General features: G+C 63.5%; 16 protein-coding genes and 2 pseudogenes. 9 read left to right on the top strand and 9 right to left on the bottom strand.

Features of this window, described 5'->3' with window-relative positions:
* Nucleotides 1–24 precede the first annotated feature (24 nt).
* Nucleotides 25–513 (bottom strand): Lrp/AsnC family transcriptional regulator, encoded by a 489-nt coding sequence (locus QXZ85_RS20500; protein WP_315703827.1) that lies wholly within the window; start codon nt 511–513, stop codon nt 25–27.
* Entirely contained in the window at nt 510–1,178 is a 669-nt protein-coding gene (locus tag QXZ85_RS20495; protein ID WP_315703828.1) for a TetR/AcrR family transcriptional regulator, read from the bottom strand. The genes QXZ85_RS20500 and QXZ85_RS20495 overlap by 4 nt, the downstream gene beginning before the upstream one ends.
* 336 nt (nt 1,179–1,514) lie before the next feature.
* Here QXZ85_RS20495 and QXZ85_RS20490 point away from each other — a divergent pair, with 336 nt between their 5' ends.
* Genes QXZ85_RS20490 through QXZ85_RS20480 form a run of 3 tightly spaced genes read left to right on the top strand, consistent with a single transcriptional unit; the run spans nt 1,515 to nt 6,054 of the window.
* Complete coding sequence (locus QXZ85_RS20490; RefSeq protein WP_315703829.1) at nt 1,515–3,122, top strand: carboxyl transferase domain-containing protein; 1,608 nt, start codon at nt 1,515–1,517, stop codon at nt 3,120–3,122.
* Nucleotides 3,123–3,124: 2 nt separating this feature from the next.
* Nucleotides 3,125–5,128, top strand: a complete 2,004-nt coding sequence (locus QXZ85_RS20485; RefSeq protein ID WP_316174752.1) for an acetyl-CoA carboxylase biotin carboxylase subunit — start codon at nt 3,125–3,127, stop codon at nt 5,126–5,128.
* Between the two features lie 14 nt (nt 5,129–5,142).
* On the top strand, nt 5,143–6,054 hold the full coding sequence (locus QXZ85_RS20480; RefSeq protein WP_315764812.1) for a hydroxymethylglutaryl-CoA lyase: 912 nt from the start codon (nt 5,143–5,145) through the stop codon (nt 6,052–6,054).
* Between the two features lie 58 nt (nt 6,055–6,112).
* Here QXZ85_RS20480 and QXZ85_RS20475 read toward each other — a convergent pair whose 3' ends face one another.
* From QXZ85_RS20475 to dctP, 3 genes are read right to left on the bottom strand one after another with little or no spacing between them, the layout of a single operon-like run.
* Nucleotides 6,113–7,471 (bottom strand): TRAP transporter large permease, encoded by a 1,359-nt coding sequence (locus QXZ85_RS20475; protein WP_315703832.1) that lies wholly within the window; start codon nt 7,469–7,471, stop codon nt 6,113–6,115.
* Nucleotides 7,468–8,016 carry a TRAP transporter small permease gene (locus QXZ85_RS20470; RefSeq protein WP_315764810.1) on the bottom strand — a complete coding sequence of 183 codons (549 nt, stop codon included), beginning with the start codon at nt 8,014–8,016 and terminating at the stop codon, nt 7,468–7,470. The genes QXZ85_RS20475 and QXZ85_RS20470 overlap by 4 nt, the downstream gene beginning before the upstream one ends.
* Complete coding sequence (dctP, locus tag QXZ85_RS20465) at nt 8,013–9,035, bottom strand: TRAP transporter substrate-binding protein DctP (RefSeq protein ID WP_316174750.1); 1,023 nt, start codon at nt 9,033–9,035, stop codon at nt 8,013–8,015. The genes QXZ85_RS20470 and dctP overlap by 4 nt, the downstream gene beginning before the upstream one ends.
* A 458-nt stretch (nt 9,036–9,493) precedes the next feature.
* On the opposite strand from dctP, the gene QXZ85_RS20460 reads away from it, so the two are divergent.
* A complete protein-coding gene (locus tag QXZ85_RS20460) occupies nt 9,494–9,727 on the top strand; it encodes a pentapeptide MXKDX repeat protein (RefSeq protein ID WP_315703835.1) in 234 nt (77 codons plus the stop codon).
* A 539-nt stretch (nt 9,728–10,266) separates the two neighbouring features.
* Here QXZ85_RS20460 and QXZ85_RS20455 read toward each other — a convergent pair.
* Nucleotides 10,267–10,620: a DUF6481 family protein gene (locus QXZ85_RS20455; RefSeq protein ID WP_315703836.1), complete on the bottom strand. Its 354-nt coding sequence runs from the start codon at nt 10,618–10,620 to the stop codon at nt 10,267–10,269.
* A 285-nt stretch (nt 10,621–10,905) separates the two neighbouring features.
* Here QXZ85_RS20455 and QXZ85_RS20450 point away from each other — a divergent pair, with 285 nt between their 5' ends.
* From QXZ85_RS20450 to QXZ85_RS20440, 3 genes are all read left to right on the top strand, one after another.
* A complete protein-coding gene (locus QXZ85_RS20450) occupies nt 10,906–11,133 on the top strand; it encodes a hypothetical protein (protein WP_315703837.1) in 228 nt (75 codons plus the stop codon).
* Complete coding sequence (locus QXZ85_RS20445) at nt 11,111–11,323, top strand: hypothetical protein (RefSeq protein WP_409977489.1); 213 nt, start codon at nt 11,111–11,113, stop codon at nt 11,321–11,323. Before QXZ85_RS20450 ends, QXZ85_RS20445 begins: the two co-directional genes overlap by 23 nt.
* Before the next feature lie 261 nt (nt 11,324–11,584).
* The gene (locus QXZ85_RS20440) at nt 11,585–12,331 is read left to right on the top strand and encodes a hypothetical protein (protein WP_315764808.1); all 747 of its coding nucleotides are present in this window, start codon (nt 11,585–11,587) and stop codon (nt 12,329–12,331) included.
* Nucleotides 12,332–12,845: 514 nt separating this feature from the next.
* Here the strand turns inward: QXZ85_RS20440 and QXZ85_RS20435 are convergent.
* On the bottom strand, nt 12,846–13,175 hold the full coding sequence (locus QXZ85_RS20435) for a hypothetical protein (RefSeq protein WP_316174748.1): 330 nt from the start codon (nt 13,173–13,175) through the stop codon (nt 12,846–12,848).
* 188 nt (nt 13,176–13,363) lie between these two features.
* Between QXZ85_RS20435 and QXZ85_RS20430 the strand changes: the two are divergent.
* Nucleotides 13,364–13,901 (top strand): annotated as a pseudogene (locus QXZ85_RS20430) (type 1 glutamine amidotransferase domain-containing protein).
* 427 nt (nt 13,902–14,328) lie between these two features.
* Nucleotides 14,329–15,471 (top strand): annotated as a pseudogene (locus tag QXZ85_RS20425) (molybdopterin-dependent oxidoreductase); the annotation flags it as partial.
* 115 nt (nt 15,472–15,586) lie between these two features.
* On the opposite strand, the gene QXZ85_RS20420 reads toward QXZ85_RS20425, so the two are convergent.
* Together QXZ85_RS20420 and QXZ85_RS20415 are read right to left on the bottom strand one after the other, a co-directional pair.
* Nucleotides 15,587–17,080, bottom strand: a complete 1,494-nt coding sequence (locus QXZ85_RS20420; RefSeq protein ID WP_315704279.1) for an HWE histidine kinase domain-containing protein — start codon at nt 17,078–17,080, stop codon at nt 15,587–15,589.
* A 13-nt stretch (nt 17,081–17,093) separates the two neighbouring features.
* On the bottom strand, nt 17,094–23,390 hold the full coding sequence (locus QXZ85_RS20415; RefSeq protein ID WP_315703842.1) for a HAMP domain-containing protein: 6,297 nt from the start codon (nt 23,388–23,390) through the stop codon (nt 17,094–17,096).
* Between the last annotated feature and the right edge of the window lie 470 nt (nt 23,391–23,860).

Genomic DNA, 23,860 nt, shown 5'->3' with positions numbered 1-23,860 from the left:
AGTCTAAAGCAGCGGCGGCGCTGCTTACTTCGATCCAGCCGGTGGCGGCTCGATGGGCAAGGGCGCGTCCTTTGCCACGCCGAGCACTGGGAAGCTGCGGATGGCGCGGATGCCGGGCAGGGCAGCAAATTGCCGGAGCTGCCGGCTCATACCGTCGACACCGGTCGAGACGCATTTCAGCAGGAAATCTGCTTCGCCTGACAGGCGCCAGCATTGCTGGACCAGAGGGAGCGCCGCGATCGCGGCTTCGAACGCCGCGATCGCCGCTTGTTGCTGGCTTGCGAGCTGGATCGTGACGAAGGTGACCACCTCATAGCCCAGCGCCTTCTCGTCCAGGCTGGCGCGGATCGTCTTGATCACGCCGCGGCTGCGTAGCGCTCGCATCCGCCTCAGACAGTTGGAATGGGAGATGCCGATCCGGTCGGCGAGTTCGTTGTTGCGAAGCCGGCCGTCGCTCTGCAACTCCGCCAGGATCCTCCGATCGATATCGTCCAGCAATGTGCCCTCTGTCATACGGTCCGGTCCGTGCCGTCACAGCCGGCAGGTTGGATGTCGCGCGCTCTGCCTGTGGCAGCGGGCTGCGCGGCTTGCGGCATCACGCCCGAGAGGACCAGCTTTTCATGGGCGGCGATGATCGCGTCCCTGGTGAGCCGTCCGCCCGGCCGATACCACGTGCAAACACCGGTCAGGAGCGCAATGATCGCGAAGGTTGCGACCTGGATGTCGACGACGTCAAAGACGCCGTCCGCAACGCCTTCGGCGAGAATGTCGGCCAGGCGCTGTTCATAGGTCGTGCGCAGCGCCACGATCGCGGCGTAATTCCTGGGTTCCAGGCTGCGCAGCTCCGAATTGGCGATGAAGACCTCGCGCTTCCTGGCCATGTGGTAGGTGACGTGAAAGGCCACGAAGGCGCGCAGCCTCTCGGTCGGACCTTCCTTGTCCTGCAGCGCCTGTTCGAGGGCGCGCAGCAGCGTGTTCATGTGTTCCTGCACCAGATCGAACAGCAGGTCCTGTTTGGTGCTGATGTGGTTGTAGAGCGACCCAGGCTGGATGCCGACCTCGGCGGCGAGTTGACGTAGGCTCATCGCGGCGTAGCCGTGTTCGAAGATCAGACGCAGGCCCGCTTTGCGGATCGCCTCCATCGTGGTCGGGCCGTGTGAGCCGATCGTGCGTGCCATCTCGTGCCTGCCCTGAGTCCTCCCAGCCCGATCGAGACCGGCGAGCCGCGATCCGACGCTCTCACGAAATTCCCATAGTTTCAATGGACTAGCTGACTGCGGCCAAACGAAACTATTGCTTGAGCCTGAATTAAAAAAACGTATGATCGTTTAATTCCTTGGGAGAAATAGTGGCGAGCGCCAAGTCGGAGCCACAGGGCGAGGGAGGGACAGCGTGGGCGTAAAGATGATAGACCCGGCTGTGTTGCGGCCGGGCTCGGATCCGGGCTCGCCTGGACTGGGTTCAGGTGGCTTTCCTCCCTCGCTACTTTTCCACCCTCGCTAAAGGCGCCGGTGATGACACTTCATTCCACGATTGATCCGGCGTCCGCCGATTTTGCGCGCAATGCGGACGCGATGCGCACGCTGGTTGCCGATCTCCGCGCCAAGCTCGACCAGGTGGCGGACGGCGGCGGCGAGGCGTCGCGCAACCGGCACCTTGCCCGTGGCAAGATGCTGGCGCGCCAGCGCGTCGATCTGCTGCTGGACCCTGGCACCGCCTTTCTCGAACTGTCGCCGCTCGCGGCCTACGGCCTGTATGGCGGCGATGTGCATTCGGCCAGCATCGTCACAGGCGTCGGGCGGATCGCGGGGCGGGAATGCGTCGTCGTCGCCAACGATGCCACCATCAAGGGCGGCACCTACTACCCGATGACGGTGAAGAAGCACCTGCGCGCGCAGGACATCGCGCGGCAGAACAATCTGCCCTGCGTCTACATGGTGGATTCCGGGGGCGCCTTCCTGCCGCTGCAGGACGAGATATTCCCCGACGAGCGCCATTTCGGCCGCATCTTCTACAACCAGGCGCAGATGTCGGCGCAAGCCATCCCGCAGATTGCGATCGTGATGGGCTCCTGCACCGCGGGCGGGGCTTATGTGCCGGCGATGTCGGACGAGAGTATCATCGTGCGCAACCAAGGCACGATCTTCCTCGGCGGCCCGCCACTGGTGAAGGCCGCTACAGGCGAGGTGGTCAGCGCCGAGGAGCTCGGCGGCGCCGATGTGCATTCGCGCCAGTCCGGCGTCACCGATCACTACGCGCAGAACGATGCCCATGCGATCGGGATCGCCCGGCGGATTGTCTCCACCCTGAAGCCGCCGGCTGCGCGTGTCGCGCTCAACATGCGCGAGGTTCGCGAGCCCTTGTTCGCGGCCGAGGAAATCTATGGGGTGGTGCCGGTCGACGGCCGCAAGCCGTTCGATGTGCGCGATATCATCACGCGCGTGGTCGATGGTTCCGAGTTCGACGAGTTCAAGAAGCTGTATGGCCAGACGCTGGTGTGCGGCTTCGCTCATATCTGGGGTTATCCGGTCGGCATCATCGCCAATAACGGCATCCTGTTCAGCGAGAGCTCGCTGAAGGGCGCGCATTTCATCGAGCTGTGCTGCCAGCGTGGCATTCCTCTGGTGTTCCTGCAGAACATCACCGGCTTCATGGTCGGCAAGAAATACGAGGCCGGCGGCATCGCGCGTGACGGCGCCAAGCTGGTCACGGCCGTCGCAACCGCGTCCGTGCCGAAATTCACGGTCGTGATCGGCGGCTCCTACGGCGCCGGCAATTACGGCATGTGCGGCAGAGCCTATTCGCCGCGCTTTCTATGGATGTGGCCGAACGCGCGGATCTCGGTCATGGGCGGCGAGCAGGCGGCAATGGTGCTGAGCCAGGTCCGCCGCGACAACATCGAGGCCAAGGGCGAGAACTGGCCGGTCGAGGAGGAAGAGAAATTCCGCGCGCCGATCCGGGCGCAATATGAAAGCCAGGGCAATCCCTATTACGCGACCGCGCGGCTATGGGATGACGGCGTGATCGATCCGGCCGACACCCGCCTGGTGCTCGGACTTGGGCTGTCCGCCGCAGCGAACGCGCCGATCGAGCCGACCAAGTTCGGCCTGTTCAGGATGTGAAGATGGGCAATCCCGGATCGTATCGACGTTTTCGCAAGCTCCTGATTGCCAATCGCGGCGAGATCGCCGTGCGCGTGATCAAGACCGCGCGTGCGATGGGCCTCAGGACCGTTGCGGTCTATTCCGAAGCCGATCGCAACGCGATGCACGTCGCCTTGGCCGATGAGGCCGTGCTGCTCGGGCCGGCACGGGCGCGCGACAGCTACCTCAATGTCGAGCGGCTGATCGAAGCCGCGCGGCAGACCGGGGCTGAAGCCGTTCATCCCGGCTACGGCTTCTTGTCGGAGAGCGCGGAATTCGCGCAGGCCTGTCTCGATGCCGGCCTTATCTTCGTCGGACCGATGCCTGACATGATCAGGGCGATGGGTTCGAAATCGGGCTCCAAGTTGCTGATGGAACAGGCCGGCGTGCCGCTGGTGCCGGGCTATCATGGTGAAGCCCAGGACGAGACAACGCTCGCGGACCAGGCGGCGCGGATCGGCTTTCCCGTCCTGGTGAAGGCGTCGGCCGGCGGCGGTGGACGCGGCATGCGGGTGGTCCATTCGGCCGGCGAGCTCGCCGCCGCAATCGCCAGCGCCAAGCGTGAGGCCAAGGCGGCGTTCGGGGACGACCGCTTGCTGATCGAGAAGTTCGTCGACAACCCGCGTCACATCGAGGTGCAGATCATCGGCGACAGCCATGGCAATCTGGTCTCTCTGTTCGAGCGTGAATGCACCTTGCAGCGCCGGCACCAGAAGGTGGTGGAGGAGGCCCCGTCGCCGACCCTCGATGCCGTGCAGCGCGAGACGGTCTGCGCGGCGGCGCGTCGCGCAGCTGCGGCGGTCGCCTATGTGGGGGCGGGCACGATCGAGTTCGTCTCCGACGGCAAGGATGTGTTCTTCATCGAAATGAACACGCGCCTGCAGGTCGAACACCCCGTGAGCGAACTGATCACCGGCATCGACCTCGTCGAGTGGCAGTTGCGCGTCGCGTTCGGCGAGGAGCTGCCGCTCAAGCAAGACCAGATCAGGCTGAACGGCCACGCCATCGAGGTGCGGGTCTACGCCGAAAATCCGGCCAAGAACTTCATGCCGTCGGTCGGCACGATCAAGACCTGGCGCTTGCCGGAGGAGACTTTTGGCCTTCGTATCGATGCAGGCTATCGCGAAGGCGATACCGTCTCGCCGTACTACGACGCCATGCTGGCGAAGGTGATCGCGTGGGCGCCGACGCGTGAGGCGGCCATCGACCGGCTCGATCGTGGTCTCGAGCAGACGGATGTCCGGGGTGTCATCACCAACATTCCGTTCCTGTCGGCGCTCGTGACGCATGCGAGTGTGCGCGCCAATGCCATCGATACCGGCTTCATCGAGCGTGAATTGCCGGCGCTTACCGCGTCGACTGCAACTGTCGGTGATCTCGAGCTCTGCGCGGCGGTCGCTGCCATCCTTGCCGAGGAGCAGCGGACAGCGGCGCATCAGGCGTCCTCGCCATGGTGCAGCGACGGCTGGATGCCGGTCGGCCGCCGGCGGCGTGTGTTCGCCTTCCGGGAGCGGCAAGGCGGTGAGTACGCGGTGACGCTCGCTTATGGGCGCGGCCCGTCGACGCTCACGGTCGGCGAACGCGAATTTGTGCTCGCATTTTCGACGACGGATGGTGGCGGCTTCGACCTTGTGCTCGACGGCCTGAAGTCCCATGTCGCCGCCGTCATCGAAGGTCACGAGCTCTACTTGCGCACCCGCAACGGCCGGTTCGAACTGCATTGGATCGATGCCTTCGGTGGCGATACCGAGGAGCAGACCGGCGAGGATAAGATCGTCGCGCCGCTGCCGGGCACCGTGGTCGCCCTGCTTGCGCAGGAGGGGGCCACGCTGGAAAAGGGCGCCGCGATCCTGACCTTGGAAGTCATGAAGATGGAGCAGACCTTGCGGGCGCCGTTCGCCGGCATTCTCAAAGCCATCAAATGCAAGGTCGGCGACATCGTGCAGGAAGGCGCTGAGCTCGCAGACGTCGAGCCGTCATCCTAATCAGGGAGGCCGTCATGAGCGACAGAGTCCGGATCATTGAAATGGGTCCGCGCGACGGTCTGCAGAACGAAAAGACCCCCCTCAGCGTCGCTGACCGCATTGCCTTCGTGCGCGCGCTGGTGGACGCCGGCCTGACGACGGTCGAAGTCGGCGCCTTCGTGTCGCCCAAGGCGATCCCGCAGATGGTTGGCTCGGACGAGGTGATGCGCGCGGTGGCTCAGCTGCCCGGCGAGTTCCATGTGTTGGTGCCGAACGTGAAGGGCTATGAGGCGGCGCGGGCGGGCGGCGCCAAGGTCGTTTCGGTATTCGCAGCGGCTTCCGAGAGCTTTTCACGCGCGAATATCAACTGCTCGGTCGCCGAATCGCTCGAGCGCTTCAAGCCGGTGATCGCCCGCGCTAAGGCCGACGGCATCAAGGTGCGCGGCTACGTCTCCTGTGTGCTCGGCTGTCCCTATGAGGGCGAGATCAAGCCGCAGGCGGTCGTCGACGTTGCGAAGGTCCTGTGGGAGCTCGGCTGCTACGAGATTTCGCTGGGAGACACCATCGGTGTCGGCACGCCGCGCAAAGCGCGCGAGATGTTGCGCGCTGTCGGCGGCGATGTGCCATCAGCGCATCTTGCGATGCATTTCCATGACACCTATGGCCAAGCGCTGGCCAATCTCTATGCCGGCATGGAAGAGGGGGTGCGCGTGATCGACGCCGCGGCCGGTGGCCTCGGTGGCTGTCCGTTCGCGCCGGGCGCAACCGGCAATGTCGCGACGGAGGACGTGGTTTACATGCTCGAAGGCATGGGCATCCGGACCGGCGTCGATATGGCAAAACTGCTGGCCGCCACCAACGAGATCAGCCGATTGATCGGCCGCCCGCCCGCGAGCCGCGTGGCGAACGCGCTCAATGCAAAAGCCAAGAGGGCGACTAGGGAGTAGCAAATAGGGGATGGTCCCTATTCGCTACTCCCGTGCGCGACTTGCAATCTCGGCCGTGTCAGCGGCTGAGATCTGGTCCCATCACGAGGTCCGGCAGCAGGGTCGAGATCTGTGGGACGAAGCAGAGCAGCAGCACTGCGCCCATCATCAGCAGCACGAAGGGCAGTGTGCCCCAGATCACCTGGCTCAAGGGGATATCAGGCGCGACATTCCTGATCACGAAGATGTTGAGGCCGACCGGCGGATGGATGAGGCCCATCTCCATCACGATCGTCATCACAACGCCGAACCAGATGATGTCGAAATTGGCTGCCCGCAGCGGTGGCAGAATGATCGGGGCCGTCATCAGAATGATCGACACCGGCGGCAGGAAGAAGCCGAGCACGATCACCATCAGCAGGATCGCCGCCAATAGGCCCCAGCGCGGCAACTGCATGGCGACAATGGATTCGGCTGCCGATTGCGAGATGTGCAGATAGCTCATCACGTAGGAATAGAGCAGCGACATGCCGATGATCAGCATCAGCATGGTCGATTCCCGCAGGGTCGCCTTCATGATCGGGGCAAGATCGGTCGGCCGCCACACGCTGTAGATCAGCGCGATCAGAACCAGGGCCAGAATGCCGCCGAGTCCCGCCGTCTCCGACGGCGTGGCAAAGCCGCCATAGAGCGCAACCATGACGCCGGTCAGCAACAGCACGAACGGGATCACGCGCGGCAGCACCGAAAAGCGCTGGGCGAGGGTGAAATCGTCCTCGGCCAGGATCGGGGACCAGGTGCCCGCTTTCTCGTAAGCAAGCTTGGCGGCGGCATACTCCTGGCGGAAACGGATCACGGCATAGCCGCCGAACAGCAGCACCAGCAGCAGGCCCGGTCCGATGCCGGCGAGGAACAGCCGGCCCAGCGACTTCTCGGCGGCGATCGCAAACAGGATCATCGTGATCGAGGGCGGCAGCAGGATCCCGAGCGTCCCGCCGGCTGCGATGATCCCGGCTGCGAAGCCGCCCGAATAGCCGCGCTTGCGCATTTCGGGGATGCCGGCCGAGCCGATCGCAGAGCAGGTCGCCGGTGACGAGCCCGCCATGGCAGCGAACAGCGCGCAGGCGAAGACGTTCGCGACGCCGAGCCCACCGGGCACGCGGTGCAGCCAGGCATGCAGCGCGGAATAGAGATCCTGGCCAGCCCGCGAGCGGCCGATCGCCGCCCCCTTCAGAATGAAGAGCGGGATGGACAGCAGCGTGATCGAGGCCATCTCCTCGTAGACATTCTGCGTCACCGTATCCAGCGAGGCGGTGGGCATGTAGATGGCCATGAACACGACGGCGACCGCGCCGAGCGCAAAGGCGATCGGCATGCCGGAGAACATCGCTACCAGCGTTGCCACTCCGTAGGACAGCCCGATTCCAAACACGCTCATCGGCGCGCTCCGGTCAGGGGCTTTACGATCTGCAGCAGGATCTGCAGGCAGAGCAGGGTCATTCCAGCGGCCATGAGAAAGTAGGGAATTGCAAGGGGGGGCGACCACATCGAGTTGGAGACTTGGCCGTCTTCCCAGGCCTCGTTGGTCAGGGTCCAGGATTTCCAGGTGAAGAATGTGCAGAACAGAAAGCTCACGACGTCGACAAGCCAGAGCCGGATCCGATTCGCGAAGGGCGACATCAGCCCGACGAAGGCTTCGATGCTGACGTGACCGCGATGCTCCTGCACATAGGCCGAGGTCATGAAAGTGGCGCCGACCAGCAGGAACACTGCCGCTTCGTCCTGCCAATAGTTGGCGGCCCTGAACAGGGCGCGGCCGATCACGCTATAGCTCAGGATGACGCAGGCTGCGACAAGCGCAACTGCCGCGAGCACAACGATGATGCGATTGACGAACGCGAGGCCCCGTTCGACTCCCGCCAGCGGACCGCCAGCGGGAATCTCTTGAGTGATCTCGCGATCCGGAGACGGACCGTGCATCATGCTGCAACGTCGGAGGCGAGCTTCAACAATTTGCCGGCTGTCGCGGTCCGCGCGCCATAATCCTTCCAAGCGGTGTCACGGGCAATATCGCGCCACTTGTTGACCGTTTCGAGATCGAGCTCCACGACCTTGGCGCCGGCCTTTTCGTAGACCTTCGTGACCTCGACGTCGTCGGCTTGCGCACCCTTGCGGCCAAAGTCCTCGAGCTCGGCGCCGACGGCGAGGATGATGTCCTGGTGGTTCTTCGGGAGCTTGTCGAAGATCGCCTTCGACATCATGAGCGGCTCGAGCATGAACCAGTAGGACGCTTTCGCACCGGAGGTCAGGAATTTCGAGACTTCCTCCAGCCGGAACGAGATCAGGCTGGTCGATGAGGTGATGCCGGCGTCGCAGGCGCCCGTCTGCATCGCGGTGTAGATTTCATTGGAAGGCACCGAGAGCACCGAGGCGCCGGCGGTCTGCAGCACCATGTCCATCTCGCGTGAGCCGCCGCGGACCTTCATGCCTTTGGCGTCCTCAGGCGCAACCAGCGCGCGCGTACGGCTGGCGACACCGCCGGCCTGCCAGATCCAGCTGAGCAGGATGATGCCCTTGTCGGCCATGAAGTCGGTCATCGCCTTGCCGACTTGCGAGGTCTTCCAGCGCGCGCCCTGATCGTAGGTGGTGACCAGGCCCGGCATCAGCGCGATATTGGTCTCCGGTACCTCGCCCCCCGCATACGGCATCGGGTAGAGGCTGATATCGAGCGCGCCCTTACGCATCGCGGAGAACTGCGCGACGGTCTTGACCAGCGACGAGTTCGGATAGATTTCCGCGACGAGGTCGCCGCCGGAGCGCTTGGCGACTTCCGCGGCGAACATCCGGCACAGACGATCGCGGAAATCGCCAGCGTCGATCGTGCCACCGGGAAACTGATGGGAGATTTTCAAGGTGGTCGCCGCTTGAGCTGTGCCAACTCCAAAACGCAGGACGGCGGGTGCGGCGAGGGCGGATGCGATGACGTGGCGACGAGAGAGCATGGTCTTCCTCTGGACAACTTCTGATTGGTGTTCCGGCTAAGCCGGTGGTTAAGAGACTCTCACCGGTCCTGCCGAAACACGTCTGGTCAATGACTCAGACCATTCGGGCCTGAACTGCAAGAGGTGAGATTTGTTGCGGTGCACTCTGGCCGATCTATCCCGGGACGCGACCCGTCCTAAGTGTCCTGAATCCGAGCTTCGCGCAGTTTCGCGGCGATTTCCCTTAAGCGAACTTCGGATGCGCGGGGACGTGAGAAGCGAATTTCTGAACCACACTAACATGCTCTTCACGGGCGAAATTGTGTCGTCATTCAGGAATTCCAAACACCGCGCTCAAAAGTGTCGGAGTGACACCGATCGAAAAATCTCCGAAGCACGTAACAAAGTCCAGTGGGGAAACGTCGAGAACACGAGCGACATCGCGTCGCTGGCGAAACCACTCCTAAGGAAGGATCATCATGACCACCCGGACCCGCATCTTGCTTGGAATTTCCGCAATTGCCTTCTCGCTGAACGTCGCGCTGGCGCCGGTCGCTTTTGCCGAGGACAAAATGGGCAAGGACGAGATGAAGAAGGACACAATGCACGATGGCATGAAGAAAGACGCCATGTCGAAGGACGGCATGAAGAAGGGAGATGCCATGTCCAAGGACAGCATGAAGAAAGACGACGGCATGATGAAGAAGAACTAGTGCCGCAGATATTGAAGTCCGTGAGTCACTCGCGGCGAAATTCACGGACTTCAGATCGAGAAGCGGTACTGGGATGGTTTCCCGGTGCCCATGACTGTTCGAACTCCGCAGAGTGTCGCGGCGATGCGCGCGGACTTCGGCGCGTGGGCACTGGAGCACGATACGAGCTGGAGCAAGATACGGAGTTTGTGGCGGCTGTCCCGCGTGACACACGCCGATCGCGTTGGCGCGGAGACGATGCTCAACCAAGGACCCTCACGGGCGGTGGTGCTTCAATTGATCGCATGCGCTCCGTGGAGGCGGGCAGGGGCCATGCCTGCGGCGAGCCTGGCCGTCGCTGGGCTCATTGCAGGTAATGCATCGCGAGCGCGCCCCAGCAAATCCGGTGTGCGCTCGCTGATACGGCCGCAGATCGCGGACCTGGCAATGCATCGTGCCTTGACGCGATTCACGGCGTCAGACAATTGACGCTGTCAGACGATGCGCAAGTTCGTCAGGACGAGGTCGGACCGCCGAGCCCCGCCCGCCTTGCGTTGTCTCTATCGCTTCTTGCCGCGTGCCTTGCGCGCAGCGTAACGTGCGTCGCGTTTTGCCTTCTGTTCGGCCTCGATCTCAGCCTGGCGCGCGGCAGCTTCTTCCGCCTCGCGGGCCAATCGGGCAGCTTCGGCCGCTTTGGCCTCTTCCTCGAGCCGCTTCTGTTCAGCCTTGGCCGCTTCGCGCGCCAAACGTGCCTCTTCGCGCCGTGCTGCCACGGCTTCCCGCTCGAGGCGACGCTTCACCATTTCCGGATCGTCCGGCTTGGGCTGGGCGCGGAATTTCTCCAAGATCGACTTGCGCGCGTCTTGGGCCGCCTTTTGCCGGTCGGCAAATCCGGGTTCCTTAAATCCTCTCATCGAATGTGGTCGCTTCGCGTGGCTGTTTGGGTTGCTTGTGGGATCGGTGGTTGGGCGTCACCGTCGATTCGCCGTTCAGCGATCTCTTGATCAAGCATGAGGGCGCGACGGGAGCCAGTGTGTACAGGATCGCATACCCAGATGACAATTGGTTTATCGCCATTGCAGCCCGTAATGCGATCTCCATTTTAGCTGCCCACGGTGAGCCGGATCGGCCGGTTGTGGTTGAAATCACAAATTCAGGGCAGCAGGCGCCGTTTTGCGCTTCCAAAGGAGCCACCGGGCATGACCTCATTGTCGTCGAGGCGCATAAGGCTGGCGCTTGCCGTCGCGATCGCGATCGTCGCCGCCAGCGCCAGCGTGATGGCAACTGTCGTGACGCAGCCGACGTCGGTCGCAAGCCGGGTCCTCGGTGTCGATTGGCAGTGCCAGCAGTTGATATGGCTGACCACCTGCACCTACGTTGGGCCGGCGGTGCCGACCAAGGCGCATGTCGGTTTACGCGGCGTCTGACCAGGAGCCTTCCTTGAGTGATCCGAACGCCGACAATGGCAGGCGAGGCGCGATCGCCGGGCTGCTTATTGCCGCCGCGATGCTCGCTTTCGGCCTTTGGCTGGCGCACGACCTGACGGCCGCGAGCAAGATGCAGGACTGCCTGATGTCCGGCCGAACCAATTGCAATGTGATCGAGCCGGCCCGCTGAAGTCCGCCCGATCAGGACAGCGAGCCCGCTCTATTGTGGCGGAGATGAGGCGGATTGTTTCCGTAAGCCGCTAAGCAAATCATGGACATAGCGCGTGAAGTTGAGATCGGGCTGCGGGATTCGCCGCAAAATCGGCGTGATCTTGCCGATCTGTCGGGACGGTGGCCGGCAGGTGCTTCGCTTCATGCGATCTCGACAGATCGCAGTTCTCAAGGCGTTGCCGCGGCCAGTGCAAGGGATAGGCGAGCGAGGAAGGCGAGAATGAGGGCATTCAACCGAATAAGAACGTTGCTGCCTGTGATGTCGCTTGTGACGGCATTTTCGCTGTCCGCGCAGGCGCAGGAGCAAAACGGCCCGGGAGGCCATCCGGTCCCGCGGGGCGCGCCGGCGCCGGCAGCACGCCCGTCCGGGCCTGGTCCCGCTGCCGGTCATGCCGCCGGCCCGCGGCAGGTCGGCCCGCACCCGACCGGGCCTGTGGCCGGCCGCGGGCCGGACGCCCGCTTCGCCCGCGGCGCCGTCGTGGCCCGTGACTTCGGCGGACATCCGTATCGGGGCCGCCTCGGCTGGGAAGGTGGGCGCTGGCGCCACGAAGTCCATGATGGCCGGGACGGCTGGTGGTGGGATGTCGGCGGGGTCTGGTACTACTATCCAGAGCGCTTGGAGGGGCCGCCGACCTACGTCTCCGAGGATTATGCCGACGACATCGTCTATGCCCCAGCGCCGGCCTATGCGCCGCCGCCGGTCGCCTACGAACCGGCTCCGCCTCCGCCTCCCGCGGATCCCGGCGCCAGCGCGCTTGGCGGCGCGATTGTCGGTGGCGTGCTCGGCGGCCTGCTGACGGGACGCGCTAGCGGGGCCGCGGCCGGCGCGGTGGTTGGCGGCGCGACCGGCGCCCTTGTCGGGGCGACGGCGGCGTCGCGTCCCGGCTACTACCTCTCGCAGGGAGGCTGCTATTATCGTTATCCATCCGGTGAGTACGTTGCGGTCGATCCGCGCTCCTGCGATTGAGGCCGGGACCGCCATCTCTCAAGGCGACTTTGTCAGAAGCCGGGGTGCTCCGCGCCTCGGCTTTTTCGTGACAGCACGTGGCGGCAGACGAAAGGACGACCGGAAAGCCCCACGAAACCAATTTGGGCGGCGAACGACATCGTGCTGAAACAAAGGCCGATCAGCCTCTCCAAGCAGTCACGCGCCCTTCGACGTCAAAAGCGAAGTGTGCCAGTGGTTTGGATGGCGGCCATGCTTGCGGAAAAATTCATCTTGGTGCTGGAAACGCTAAGAAGCCGGAGCGCTCGGGACGGGAGTTGGCGGGTGGTGAGCACGTCGCCTCATGTTCCGGTCCAGCTGCCGCGAGGTAGCTCGGATTCGCGATCGAACCGCACTTGAGGTATCACGCGGTGTGTCTCGGTCGAGCCGGACCGGCGCCGGTGGGAGCAACGAATTGCTCAACAATGATTCGGGCTGTGCAGTGTCTGTCGCCGACCGGACGTTATGCGCGCGTGACGAACACCCCACCGCATTTTCAGGATGATGCCTCCCGCGTTTTGGTCTGAGACGGAAGCGGCCTCGGCTCTGGAGGACCGCTCCTCCCCGCATCCTCCGGCTCGCTCTTGGTGAAGACGATCTCCTGGTGAGGCGCCGCAAGCTCGTCCGGCGCCGCCTCGCAGGCTTTGATCTCGAAATCATTGTCCAGGATCTTTTCGCCGTGCGTACCGAGCGTGATGAGGTCCGCACGCTCCGCCGCTTCCCAGACCTCTCGTTCGGTCCGAAACGGGCACGTCAATCTTTCATCGTTTTCGAACAGAGCGTAGGGCACCACACACTCCGGATCGCAGCATCCGCAGCGGTTCATCGTACGTTCCGCCGCACACGGGGAAGGCCCGTGCCGGTCGTCAACGACCCTGGACCGGCGGTGTTCCCAGTGATGAACGGGCAGCTCTATGAATTGTGAGGCGGCCAGAGAGCATCAGAAACCCGGAGCGGGGAACGATGCCGGCGTGGCCTCATTGACCGCTATCCAGGTCATCGAGGGAGCATGCGATGGATTTGTCAGGAAAGAAGATCGCGATTTTGGCCACCAACGGATTTGAGCAGTCCGAGTTGGAAGTGCCGCGCGACCGTGGAGATCGTCTCGCCGGCCGGCGGAGAGATCAAGGGCTGGGACCAGAAGGATTGGGGCCGACCGGTCAAGGTGGACAGGACCCTCGAACAAGCATCGGCGTCAGATTACGACGCGGTCGTGCTGCCGGGTGGACAGATCAACCCAGACCTGCTGCGCGTCGAGCCAAGGGCACTGAAGTTCATCAAGGATATTTTCGAGGCGAAGAAAATCGTCGCGGCAGTCTGCCATGCGCCGTGGTTGCTGATCGAAACCGGGATCGCCAAGGGCCGCAAGATGACCTCCTACAAGTCGATCAAGACCGACGTCGTGAACGCCGGTGCCACCTGGGTGGAGGCTGAGGTGGTGGTCGATCAGGGCGTGATCACCTCGCGCTATCCCGGTGACCTCGAGGCATTCAGCGCCAAGATCATCGAGGAGGTCAAGGAAGGGCGCCACCTGCAGCGGAGCGCTGCTTGACGGTCAGGCAGGGGCTGGGCTTGGCGGTCCAACCTCAGAGCAACGTCAACGGCCCCGGCGCTCGATGGGGCCGAACGCCGGGGCCGCATTCCACACGGAGTGCTCCCGACGTGATGGGGGAATGCTGCCGGGAGCGGAGAGAAGACGCTCCGCGGCGTCGAATGTTCCTAATGTGGTGCCGCGATTGTCATGCCGCTTGATCTGCTGCTCATTCCGAGAGCGATAGATCGAATCCTATAAAGCCAGGGCTGGCTCTTTGGGCAGATCGCCCGGCGGGCCGCTGTGCCAGGTCAACGAGCAAGGTCAACTCGGCGCGCATCGCCGACTCCCGTCCCACACGAAGCGTGCGGCACGGAAGCGTTCCGTGCGATTCCGGAACTTCCATTCCTCTCATTGGTTGCCCGCCTTATTCGCCGGAGATCCCGCCATGAGACGGAAAGCAAAGGTCGAGCAGTATGATGCACCGGCCGGTGGCTGGGGCTCGCTGCATGCGGTCGCCAGCATTCTGACCCAGGAGGAGGTTGCGCTGCTCGGCAGCGAGATCCTGCTCAAGCAGAACAAGCCGGACGGATTCATGTGCGTGAGCTGCTCATGGGCCAAGCCGGCGAAACCACGTCCGTTCGAATTCTGCGAGAACGGCGCCAAGGCGACGGCGTGGGAGATCACCCGAAAGACCGTCGGGCCGGAGTTCTTCGCCTCGCATACGCTGAGCAAATTAAGAACGTGGTCCGATCACCAGTTGGAAGAGCAGGGGCGCCTGACCCATCCGATGCGCTGCGATCCGGGATCGGACCGCTACGTTGCGGTGGTCTGGGAGCAGGCCTTTCGCGATATCGGTGTCGAGCTGAAGCGGCTCGATCCACGTTCGGTCGTGATGTACACGTCGGGAAGGGCCTCGCTCGAGGCCAGCTACATGTATCAGCTGTTCGGACGCATGTACGGGACCAACAATTTCCCCGACAGCTCGAACATGTGCCACGAGTCCACCTCAGTCGCTTTGCCGGAGGTGATCGGCGTTCCCGTCGGCACCGTACTGCTGCCGGATTACGAGAAGGCCGACTGCATACTGTTCTTCGGCCAGAACACGACGACCAATTCGCCGCGCATGCTGCACCCGCTGGAGGAGGCGGCGAAGCGGGGCGTCCCCATCATCACGTTCAATCCATTGCGCGAACGGGGCCTCGAGCGGTTCACCAATCCGCAGAACCCGGTTGAGATGCTGGTGACAGGCGGGACGCGGATCAGTACGCAATATCATCAGCTGCGCATTGGCGGCGATGGTGCGGCCCTGCTCGGTCTCTGCAAGGCCGTGATCGAAGCCGACGATACGGCACGTGCCACCAAGAGCCCACGCGTGCTCGACGTGATGTTCATCGAACAGCACACGTCGGGTTTCGATGAATTCGCCAATTATTGCCGCCAGGCGTCATGGAGCGAGATCGAGCGCGCGTGCGGATTGCGCCGGTCCGAAATCCTCGAGGCGGCAAAAGTCTACGCCAAGGCTCACGCGGTGATCGCCAATTACGGCACGGGCATCACCCAGCATCGGCACGGGGTCGAGACGGTCAAAGATCGACCGAGCACGATCCTGCCATTCTTTGCCTGCCTCCGTTGCTGCAAGCAAATTGAATCAGAGCCGAACCGATTTGGGAATCCCTCGCGATTCAACCCGATCGCAAACCGCTCTAGCCGACAGCGCGCTGCAGTGACGCCACAGCCGCCACGCCGGCATGCGTGGCGTGGCCATCCGTGCCCGTCGCTGTGCGCGCAATCGGCACGAGCAAGCGGCAGATCAGCCCCTCCGGCCGCCAATCGAACACGGCTTGGCCGCCGAGCTGGCTCTCGACGCTCGCCATCAGGCTGCGCGTGCCAAAGCCGCGCGAGGTCGGCACGTGCACCAGGGGGCCGCCGGTCTCCACCCAGACCAGATCGAGGTGGTCATCTTCGACGCTCCAGCTCACGGAGATCTGCCCGGACAGCACCGAGAGCGCGCCATATTTCGCCGAGTTGGTGACGAGCTCATGCAGGGCGAGCGCAAGCGTCTGCGCGGTGGCCGGCTGCAGTTGCAGCTCCTCTCCCGAAGACGATATCTGCCCGCCGTTCGCGTAGGGAGCAACTTCTTCCGCCACCAGCCGGCCGATTTCAGCACCTTGCCAACTGGACAGCGACAGAATGGTGTGGACGCGCGCCAGCGCGCTGATGCGGCCTTCGACGGCCCGGACATAGGCCTGGACGTCCTCAGCGCGGGTCAGGCGGACGATCGACTGTGCCAACGCCAACGCGTTTTTGGCGCGATGGTCGACTTCCCGCGTCAGGAGCATCTGGCGCTCCTCGGCGTTCTTCCGATCGGTGATATCGACGGTGACCCCGCTGACGCGCAGGACCCGACCTGCCGTGTCGGTGGTCGCTGCGGCCGTCGCCACGCACCAGCGCTGCTCGCCGTCCGGCCGTTTGATTCGAAACTCCGCTTCGAATGACTTGGTCCCCTTGGAGAAATCGGCAATCATGTCCTGCAGGCGCACGGAATCTTCCGGGTGGCAGAGCGCCATGATGTTCGTCGAGTTGACTTCGAAGCTGTGGGGGTCAACGCCGAAGATGCGATACTGACCATCGTCCCACATCCAGTCGCCGTTGACGCCGTCCCAGTCCCACGAGCCCATCTTTCCGGCCGCTATCGCCATGCTGCGCCGTTGCTCGCTTTCGACGAGCTGTGCCGTCGAACGTTCGAGCTCGGCCGTGCGCGCGCGCACACGGTCCTCGAGCTCGGCGTTGAGACGCTCCAATTGCCGGGTCTTGCGATAGAGCTCCGCGAACACCTTGATCTTGGCGCGCAACACTTCCGGCACCACCGGAACCGGCACATAGTCGACCGCGCCCATCTCATAGCCGCGCAGGCGATCGAAGTCGCTGACCTGGATCGCGGATATGAAGATGATCGCGATCTTCTGGAAGCGTGGATGTTCCCGGATCATCGCGGCAAGCTCGAAGCCGTCAAGTTCGGGCATGCACACGTCGACCAGGATGACCGCGATCTCGGTCTTCAACAATATCTCCAGCGCTTCGCGGCCGGAGGTCGCGACGACGAGCTTTTCCCCGAGTTCCTTCAGGATGACTTCATAAGCCAAGAGCTTGGCTGGCTGGTCGTCGACCAGAAGGATGTTGATCTTTTCATGCTCCATCATCATCAACCGCTCAGCGATGCAGCCACATGCGGATCGCAAGGAGTAGCTGCTCGGTGTTGACGGGCTTGGCGAGATAATCCGATGCGCCGGCTTCGAGGCACTTTTCGCGGTCGCCCTTCATCGCCTTGGCCGTGAGCGCGATGATCGGAAGGCGGGCGAAGTTTGGATTTTGCCGGATCACGCCGATCGTCTGGTAACCATCCATCTGCGGCATCATGATGTCCATCAGCACGATTGCAATCGTCGGGTTGGTTTCAACGAGCTCGATCGCCTCGTTGCCGGTCGTTGCGGTCAGGACTTTCATGCCGCGTCGTTCCAGCACGCTCGACAGAGCAAAGATGTTCCGCGCGTCATCGTCGACCAGCAGCACGGTTCTGCCGATCAGGTCCTCGTCGGAACTGTTGAGCTTCTCCAGCATCCGCTGTTTCTCGGCCGGCAGTTCCGTGATCACGCGATGCAGGAACAACGACGTCTCGTCGAGCAGCCGTTCCGGCGATTCAACACCCTTGACCACGATGCTGCGAGCCATGGTGTGAAGTTCCGCGTCTTCTTCGGCCGAGAGTTCGCGCCCGGTGAAGACTACGACCGGCACGCCGGAGAGCGTAGGATCCGAGCGAAGCTGATCCAGCACGTCGAAGCCGCTCATATCAGGTAGACGCAGATCCAGTACCACGCAGTCGCAAGGGGAGCCGCGCAAGACACTGAGCGCATGGGCGCCCGTGTCGGTCGCGATGATCTCGATATCGTGGTGGTCGAGCAGTTCGCGGATGCTGAGCTGCTCGGCCGGGTTGTCTTCGACGATCAACAGGCGCTTGCGGCGCGGCTTGGCATATTCCTTGATCTGCGCCAAGGCTGCACTCACGCCCTCGGTCGTCGTCGGCTTGTTGACGAAGGAGAACGCGCCACGCGCCAGCGCATGCTGTCGGTCTTCATCCAGCGTGATGATCTGCACCGGAATGTGTCGGGTCAGCGGATTGTGCTTGAGCTGACTGAGGACGGTCCATCCCAGCATGTCCGGCAGGAACACGTCCAGCGAGATCGCCGCGGGCTGGTATTGCTTGGCAAGGTCGAGCGCTTCCGCGCCACGGCTGGCGACCAAGACCTTGAAGCCCTTGTCGCGCGCGAGATCGATCAGTACGCGCGCGTAGTGTGGATCGTCTTCGACGATCAGCAGGATCGTATCGCCGGGGTCGAGGTTAAGCCGGTCATCCGGGAGTTGCTCGATGACACGCTCCTGGGACGTCGGCTGCTGCAGGGTCGAAGACTGCGCATATTGGGACGAAGAGCCGGAGCTCGTGCGCGGCGCCACGGTCGGGCCGGCATATTTCAGCGGCAGATAGAGTGTGAACGTACTGCCTTTGCCGAGCGCGCTCCTGAGATGGATTTCTCCGCCGAGCAGGTTCGCGAGTTCGCGGCTGATCGCAAGTCCGAGACCCGTGCCACCGTATTTGCGGCTGGTCCCGGCATCGGCCTGCTGGAACGCCTCGAAGATCAGCTTCTGCTTCTCCTGCGGGATGCCGATGCCGCTATCGGATACTTCAAACGCGATCACGGCGGGCGCCGTGTTGAGGACGGGATGCTCAGCGCTCCAGCCGCCGACGGCGGCGGCGACCTTCAGGTGCACGCCGCCTTCGGCCGTGAACTTGAAGGCGTTGGAGAGCAGGTTCTTCAGGACCTGTTGCAGGCGTTTGGAGTCGGTGACGATGCTGCGCGCCAAATTCGGATCGACGTCGATGTCGAATGACAACTGGCGGTTCTCGGCTTCATGCCGGAACGGCCGTCCGACAGTCTCGAGCAGGTTGGACGTGAGGATCTCCTCCGCGTCGACCGTCACCGTGCCGGACTCGATCTTGGAAAGGTCGAGAATGTCGCTGATCAGGTTCAAGAGGTCGGTGCCAGCGCCATGAATGGTGCGGGCGAATTCGACCTGCTTGGCCGTCAGGTTGCCGTCGGGGTTTTCGGTCAGCTGCTGGCCTAGGATCAGGATGCTGTTCAGCGGCGTGCGCAGCTCGTGTGACATGTTCGCCAGGAACTCTGACTTGTACTTCGACGTGAGCGCGAGCTCGGTCGCCTTTTCTTCCAGCGCGCGGCGGGCCTGTTCGATTTCCTGATTTTTGCGCTCGACTTCGACGTTACGTTCGGCGAGCTGCTGCGCCTTCTGTTCGAGCTGCTCGTTGGTTTGTTGCAGCTCGCGCTGCTGCGCCTGAAGCTCGGCGGCGAGCTGCTGCGACTGCTTCAGCAGACCTTCGGTCTGCATCGTGGCTTCGATCGAATTGAGCACGATGCCGATGGAGTCGGTGAGCTGCTCCAGGAAAGTCATCTGCGATGTCGTGAATGTCGTCAAGGACGCAAGCTCGATGACGGCCTTGACCTGGTTCTCGAACAGGACCGGCAGCACCACCAAATTCCTTGGGATAACGCGCATCAGCGCCGAGCCGACCGGGATGGCATCGGCGGGGATATCGGCGACGAGGCGCTGCCGCTTGTCCATCGCGCACTGGCCGACCAGGCCCTCGCCGAACTGCAGGACTTGCGGGTGGGGATAGATCCCATCATCGGCATAAGCGGCGAGCAGCCGCAGCTGCGGCGTATATTCGTTCTCGACCTGGTAGATCACGCCGCGATGCGCGTTGACCAGCGGCGTCAGCTCGGTCAGCAGCAGCCGGCCGACGGTGGTCAGGTCGCGCTGGCCTTGCAGCATGTTGGTGAATTTGGCGAGGTTCGTCTTCAGCCAATCCTGCTCGGTGTTGAGGTCGGTCGTGAGCCTCAGATTGGTGATCATCGTATTGATGTTGTCTTTGAGCTCCGCAACCTCGCCGCGCGCATCGACCTGAATGGTGCGCGTGAGATCGCCCTTGGTCACGGCGGTCGCGACCTCCGCGATCGCGCGGACCTGGGACGTCAAGTTGGCAGCCAACAGGTTGACGTTGCCGGTCAGATCCTTCCAGGTGCCGGCAGCGCCGGGCACATTGGCCTGGCCGCCGAGCCGGCCTTCCACGCCGACCTCGCGCGCCACGCTGGTGACCTGATCGGCGAAGGTCGCCAGAGTCTCCGTCATGTTGTTGATGGTCTCGGCAAGCGCTGCGACCTCGCCCTTCGACTTCACAGTCAGGTTCTGCTTGAGGTCGCCATCGGCGACCGCGGTCACGACCTTGACGATGCCGCGCACCTGTTCGGTCAGGTTGGCGGCCATGAAATTCACGGTGTCGGTCAAGTCTTTCCAGGTGCCGGCCACGCCGGGGACCTGGGCCTGACCGCCGAGCTTGCCTTCGGTGCCGACCTCGCGGGCGACGCGGGTGACTTCGCCGGCGAACGCGTTGAGCTGATCGACCATGGTGTTGATGGTGTTCTTCAGCTCGAGGATTTCGCCCTTCACATCGACGGTGATCTTGCGCGAGAGGTCGCCGCGCGCGACCGCGGTCGTGACTTCGGCGATGTTGCGGACCTGGGTGGTGAGGTTTGCCGCGAGCAGGTTGACGTTGTCGGTGAGATCCTTCCAGGTGCCGCCGACGCCTGGCACCACGGCCTGGCCGCCCAGCCGTCCCTCCGTGCCCACCTCGCGGGCGACGCGCGTCACTTCGGCCGCGAACGAGCGCAACTGCTCCACCATGGTGTTCAAGGTGTCCTTGAGCAGCAGGATCTCGCCACGCACGTCGACCGTGATCTTCTTCGAGAGATCGCCGCTGGCGATGGCGGTGGCGACGTCGGCGATGTTACGCACCTGCGCCGTCAGGTTCGAGGCCATGAAGTTGACGTTGTCGGTCAGGTCCTTCCAGGTGCCGGCGACGCCGGGCACTTCGGCCTGTCCTCCCAGCTTGCCTTCGGTGCCGACCTCGCGGGCGACGCGCGTCACTTCGGAGGCGAAGGCGTTGAGCTGGTCCACCATGGTGTTGATGGTGTTCTTCAGTTCGAGAATTTCGCCTTTGACGTCGACGGTGATCTTGCGTGAGAGGTCGCCGCGGGCCACGGCGGTCGTCACTTCGGCGATGTTGCGGACCTGGGCCGTGAGGTTGCCGGCCATCGAGTTGACGCTGTCCGTCAGGTCCTTCCAGGTGCCGGCGACGCCAGGCACGTTGGCCTGGCCGCCGAGCCTGCCTTCGGTGCCGACCTCGCGCGCGACGCGGGTCACTTCGCCCGCGAAGCGGTTGAGCTGGTCGACCATCGTGTTCAGCGTTTCCTTCAGGCTGAGGATCTCGCCGCGGACGTCGACTGTGATCTTGCGCGACAGGTCGCCCGAGGCGATCGCGGTCGCGACCTCGGCGATGTTGCGGACCTGGGCCGTGAGGTTGCCGGCCATCGAATTGACGCTGTCGGTCAAATCCTTCCAGGTGCCGGCGACGCCCGGCACTTCGGCCTGGCCGCCGAGCTTGCCGTCGGTGCCGACCTCGCGTGCGACGCGGGTGACTTCGCCCGCGAACGCATTGAGCTGGTCGACCATCGTGTTCAGTGTCTCCTTCAATTGAAGGATTTCGCCCGAAACATTGACCGTGATCTTTTTCGAGAGGTCGCCTTTGGCGACCGCGGTGGCGACTTCGGCGATATTGCGGACCTGGCCGGTCAGGTTGGACGCCATCGAGTTGACGCTGTCGGTCAGGTCCTTCCAGGTGCCGGCAACGCCGCGCACCATGGCCTGTCCGCCGAGCTTGCCTTCGGTACCGACCTCGCGTGCGACGCGTGTCACTTCACCGGCGAAGGCATTGAGCTGATCCACCATCGTGTTGATGGTGTCCTTCAACTCAAGGATTTCGCCGCGCACGTCCACGGTGATTTTCTTGGACAGGTCGCCATTGGCAACGGCGGTCGTCACCTCGGCGATGTTGCGGACCTGAGCCGTCAGGTTGGACGCCATCGAGTTGACGCTCTCTGTCAGGTCCTTCCAGGTACCGGCAACGCCGAGCACGTTGGCCTGGCCGCCGAGCCGGCCTTCGGTGCCGACTTCGCGGGCGACGCGCGTCACCTCGCCCGCGAAGGCGTTGAGCTGGTCGACCATCGTGTTCAGCGTCTCCTTCAACTGAAGGATCTCGCCCGACACGTTGACGGTGATCTTCTTGGAGAGGTCGCCGCCGGCGATGGCGGTGGCGACGTCGGCGATGTTGCGAACCTGCGCGGTCAGGTTCGAGGCCATGAAGTTGACGTTGTCGGTCAGGTCCTTCCAGGTGCCGGCGACGCCGGGGACCTGGGCCTGGCCGCCGAGCTTGCCTTCGGTGCCGACCTCGCGGGCGACGCGGGTGACTTCGCCGGCGAACGCGTTGAGCTGGTCGACCATGGTGTTGATGGTGTTCTTCAGCTCGAGGATTTCGCCCTTCACATCGACGGTGATCTTGCGCGAGAGGTCGCCGCGCGCGACCGCGGTCGTGACTTCGGCGATGTTGCGGACCTGGGTGGTGAGGTTTGCCGCGAGCAGGTTGACGTTGTCGGTGAGATCCTTCCAGGTGCCGCCGACGCCTGGCACCACGGCCTGGCCGCCCAGCCGTCCCTCCGTGCCCACCTCGCGGGCGACGCGCGTCACTTCGGCCGCGAACGAACGCAGCTGATCGACCATCGTGTTGATGGCCTCCTTCAACTGCAGAATTTCGCCGCGCACGTCGACGGTGATCTTCTTGGAAAGGTCGCCGTTGGCGACCGCAATCGTCACCTCCGCGATGTTGCGGACCTGGCCGGTGAGATTGTTGGCCATCGAGTTGACGCTCTCGGTCAGGTCTTTCCAGACGCCTGTCACCTCCGGCACCTGGGCCTGGCCGCCGAGCTTGCCTTCGGTGCCAACCTCGCGCGCGACGCGCGTCACCTCCGAGGTGAATACGCTGAGCTGCTTGATCATTGTATTGACGATGTTGGCGGACTGCAGGAACTCGCCGGCGAGCGGTCGGCCGTCGACATCGAGCTTCACGGTCTGCAGCAGGTCGCCTTGCGCAACAGCCGCAACGGCGCGCGTCACTTCGCGGGTGGGCCAGAGGAGATCGTCGATCAAAGTGTTGACCGAGTCTTCCATGTCGGCCCAGGAACCGGACGCAAGGCCAAACTTTACGCGCTGTCGCGTCTTGCCTTCGCGGCCGACCACTTGGCCGACGCGTTCGAGTTGCTGCGCCATGCGCTCGTTTGCGGCGATGATCTCGTTGAATATATCGGCGATCTTGCCGTCAATTCCGACATAATCGCCGCTCATACGAACTGAGAAATCGCCGGACCGCATCGCCTGCAGGGCGTGCAGCAGATCCTGTCGTGCGTCGGGCTTGCTCAGGCCGTTGGTGTTGCGCTTGGCCGGGCGCGGCACCGTCGGCGAGGCAGCTTCGGAATCGATGTCGCTCATCAAGTCCCCCAAACGCAAGTACATCCTCGCAAGAATCTGCGATGCAGACCTTGCACTTGCATAGAAGCTGTCGCCAACCGCTAAATCAAGAGCGATCGATCTAAGTCGGCCGATGGAACCCGGCGACAAGCCACGCGCCATAACGCTGTTGCCCCGCATTGGTTCCGATGTCATGGCCGATTTTTCGGGCCGCATACAGCGCTGGGGACGGAGCGGCCGGACGCCGGGTACTTAAGCCTTACGATGGAGGATGGCTTATGAAAGTTCTAGGAATGTTTGCTGCTGTGCTCGTCCTCGGCTCACCGGCGGCCTTGGCGGAGAATGGCGGGCCGAGCGGACGTGGATCGGTCCTCGGGGATCCCGCGGCAAGCTCGGCTACGCCGGGAACCGCTCCGACGACCGGCATGGCACGCAGCAGAGTGGCAGCGGAACATCGACCTCGGGCGGACGCGATGCCAATGGCGATCAGC

Source organism: Bradyrhizobium sp. SZCCHNGR1005, assembly GCF_032489995.1.
Taxonomy (GTDB): Bacteria; Pseudomonadota; Alphaproteobacteria; order Rhizobiales; family Xanthobacteraceae; genus Bradyrhizobium.
This window is presented reverse-complemented; position numbering and strand designations above follow the sequence as displayed.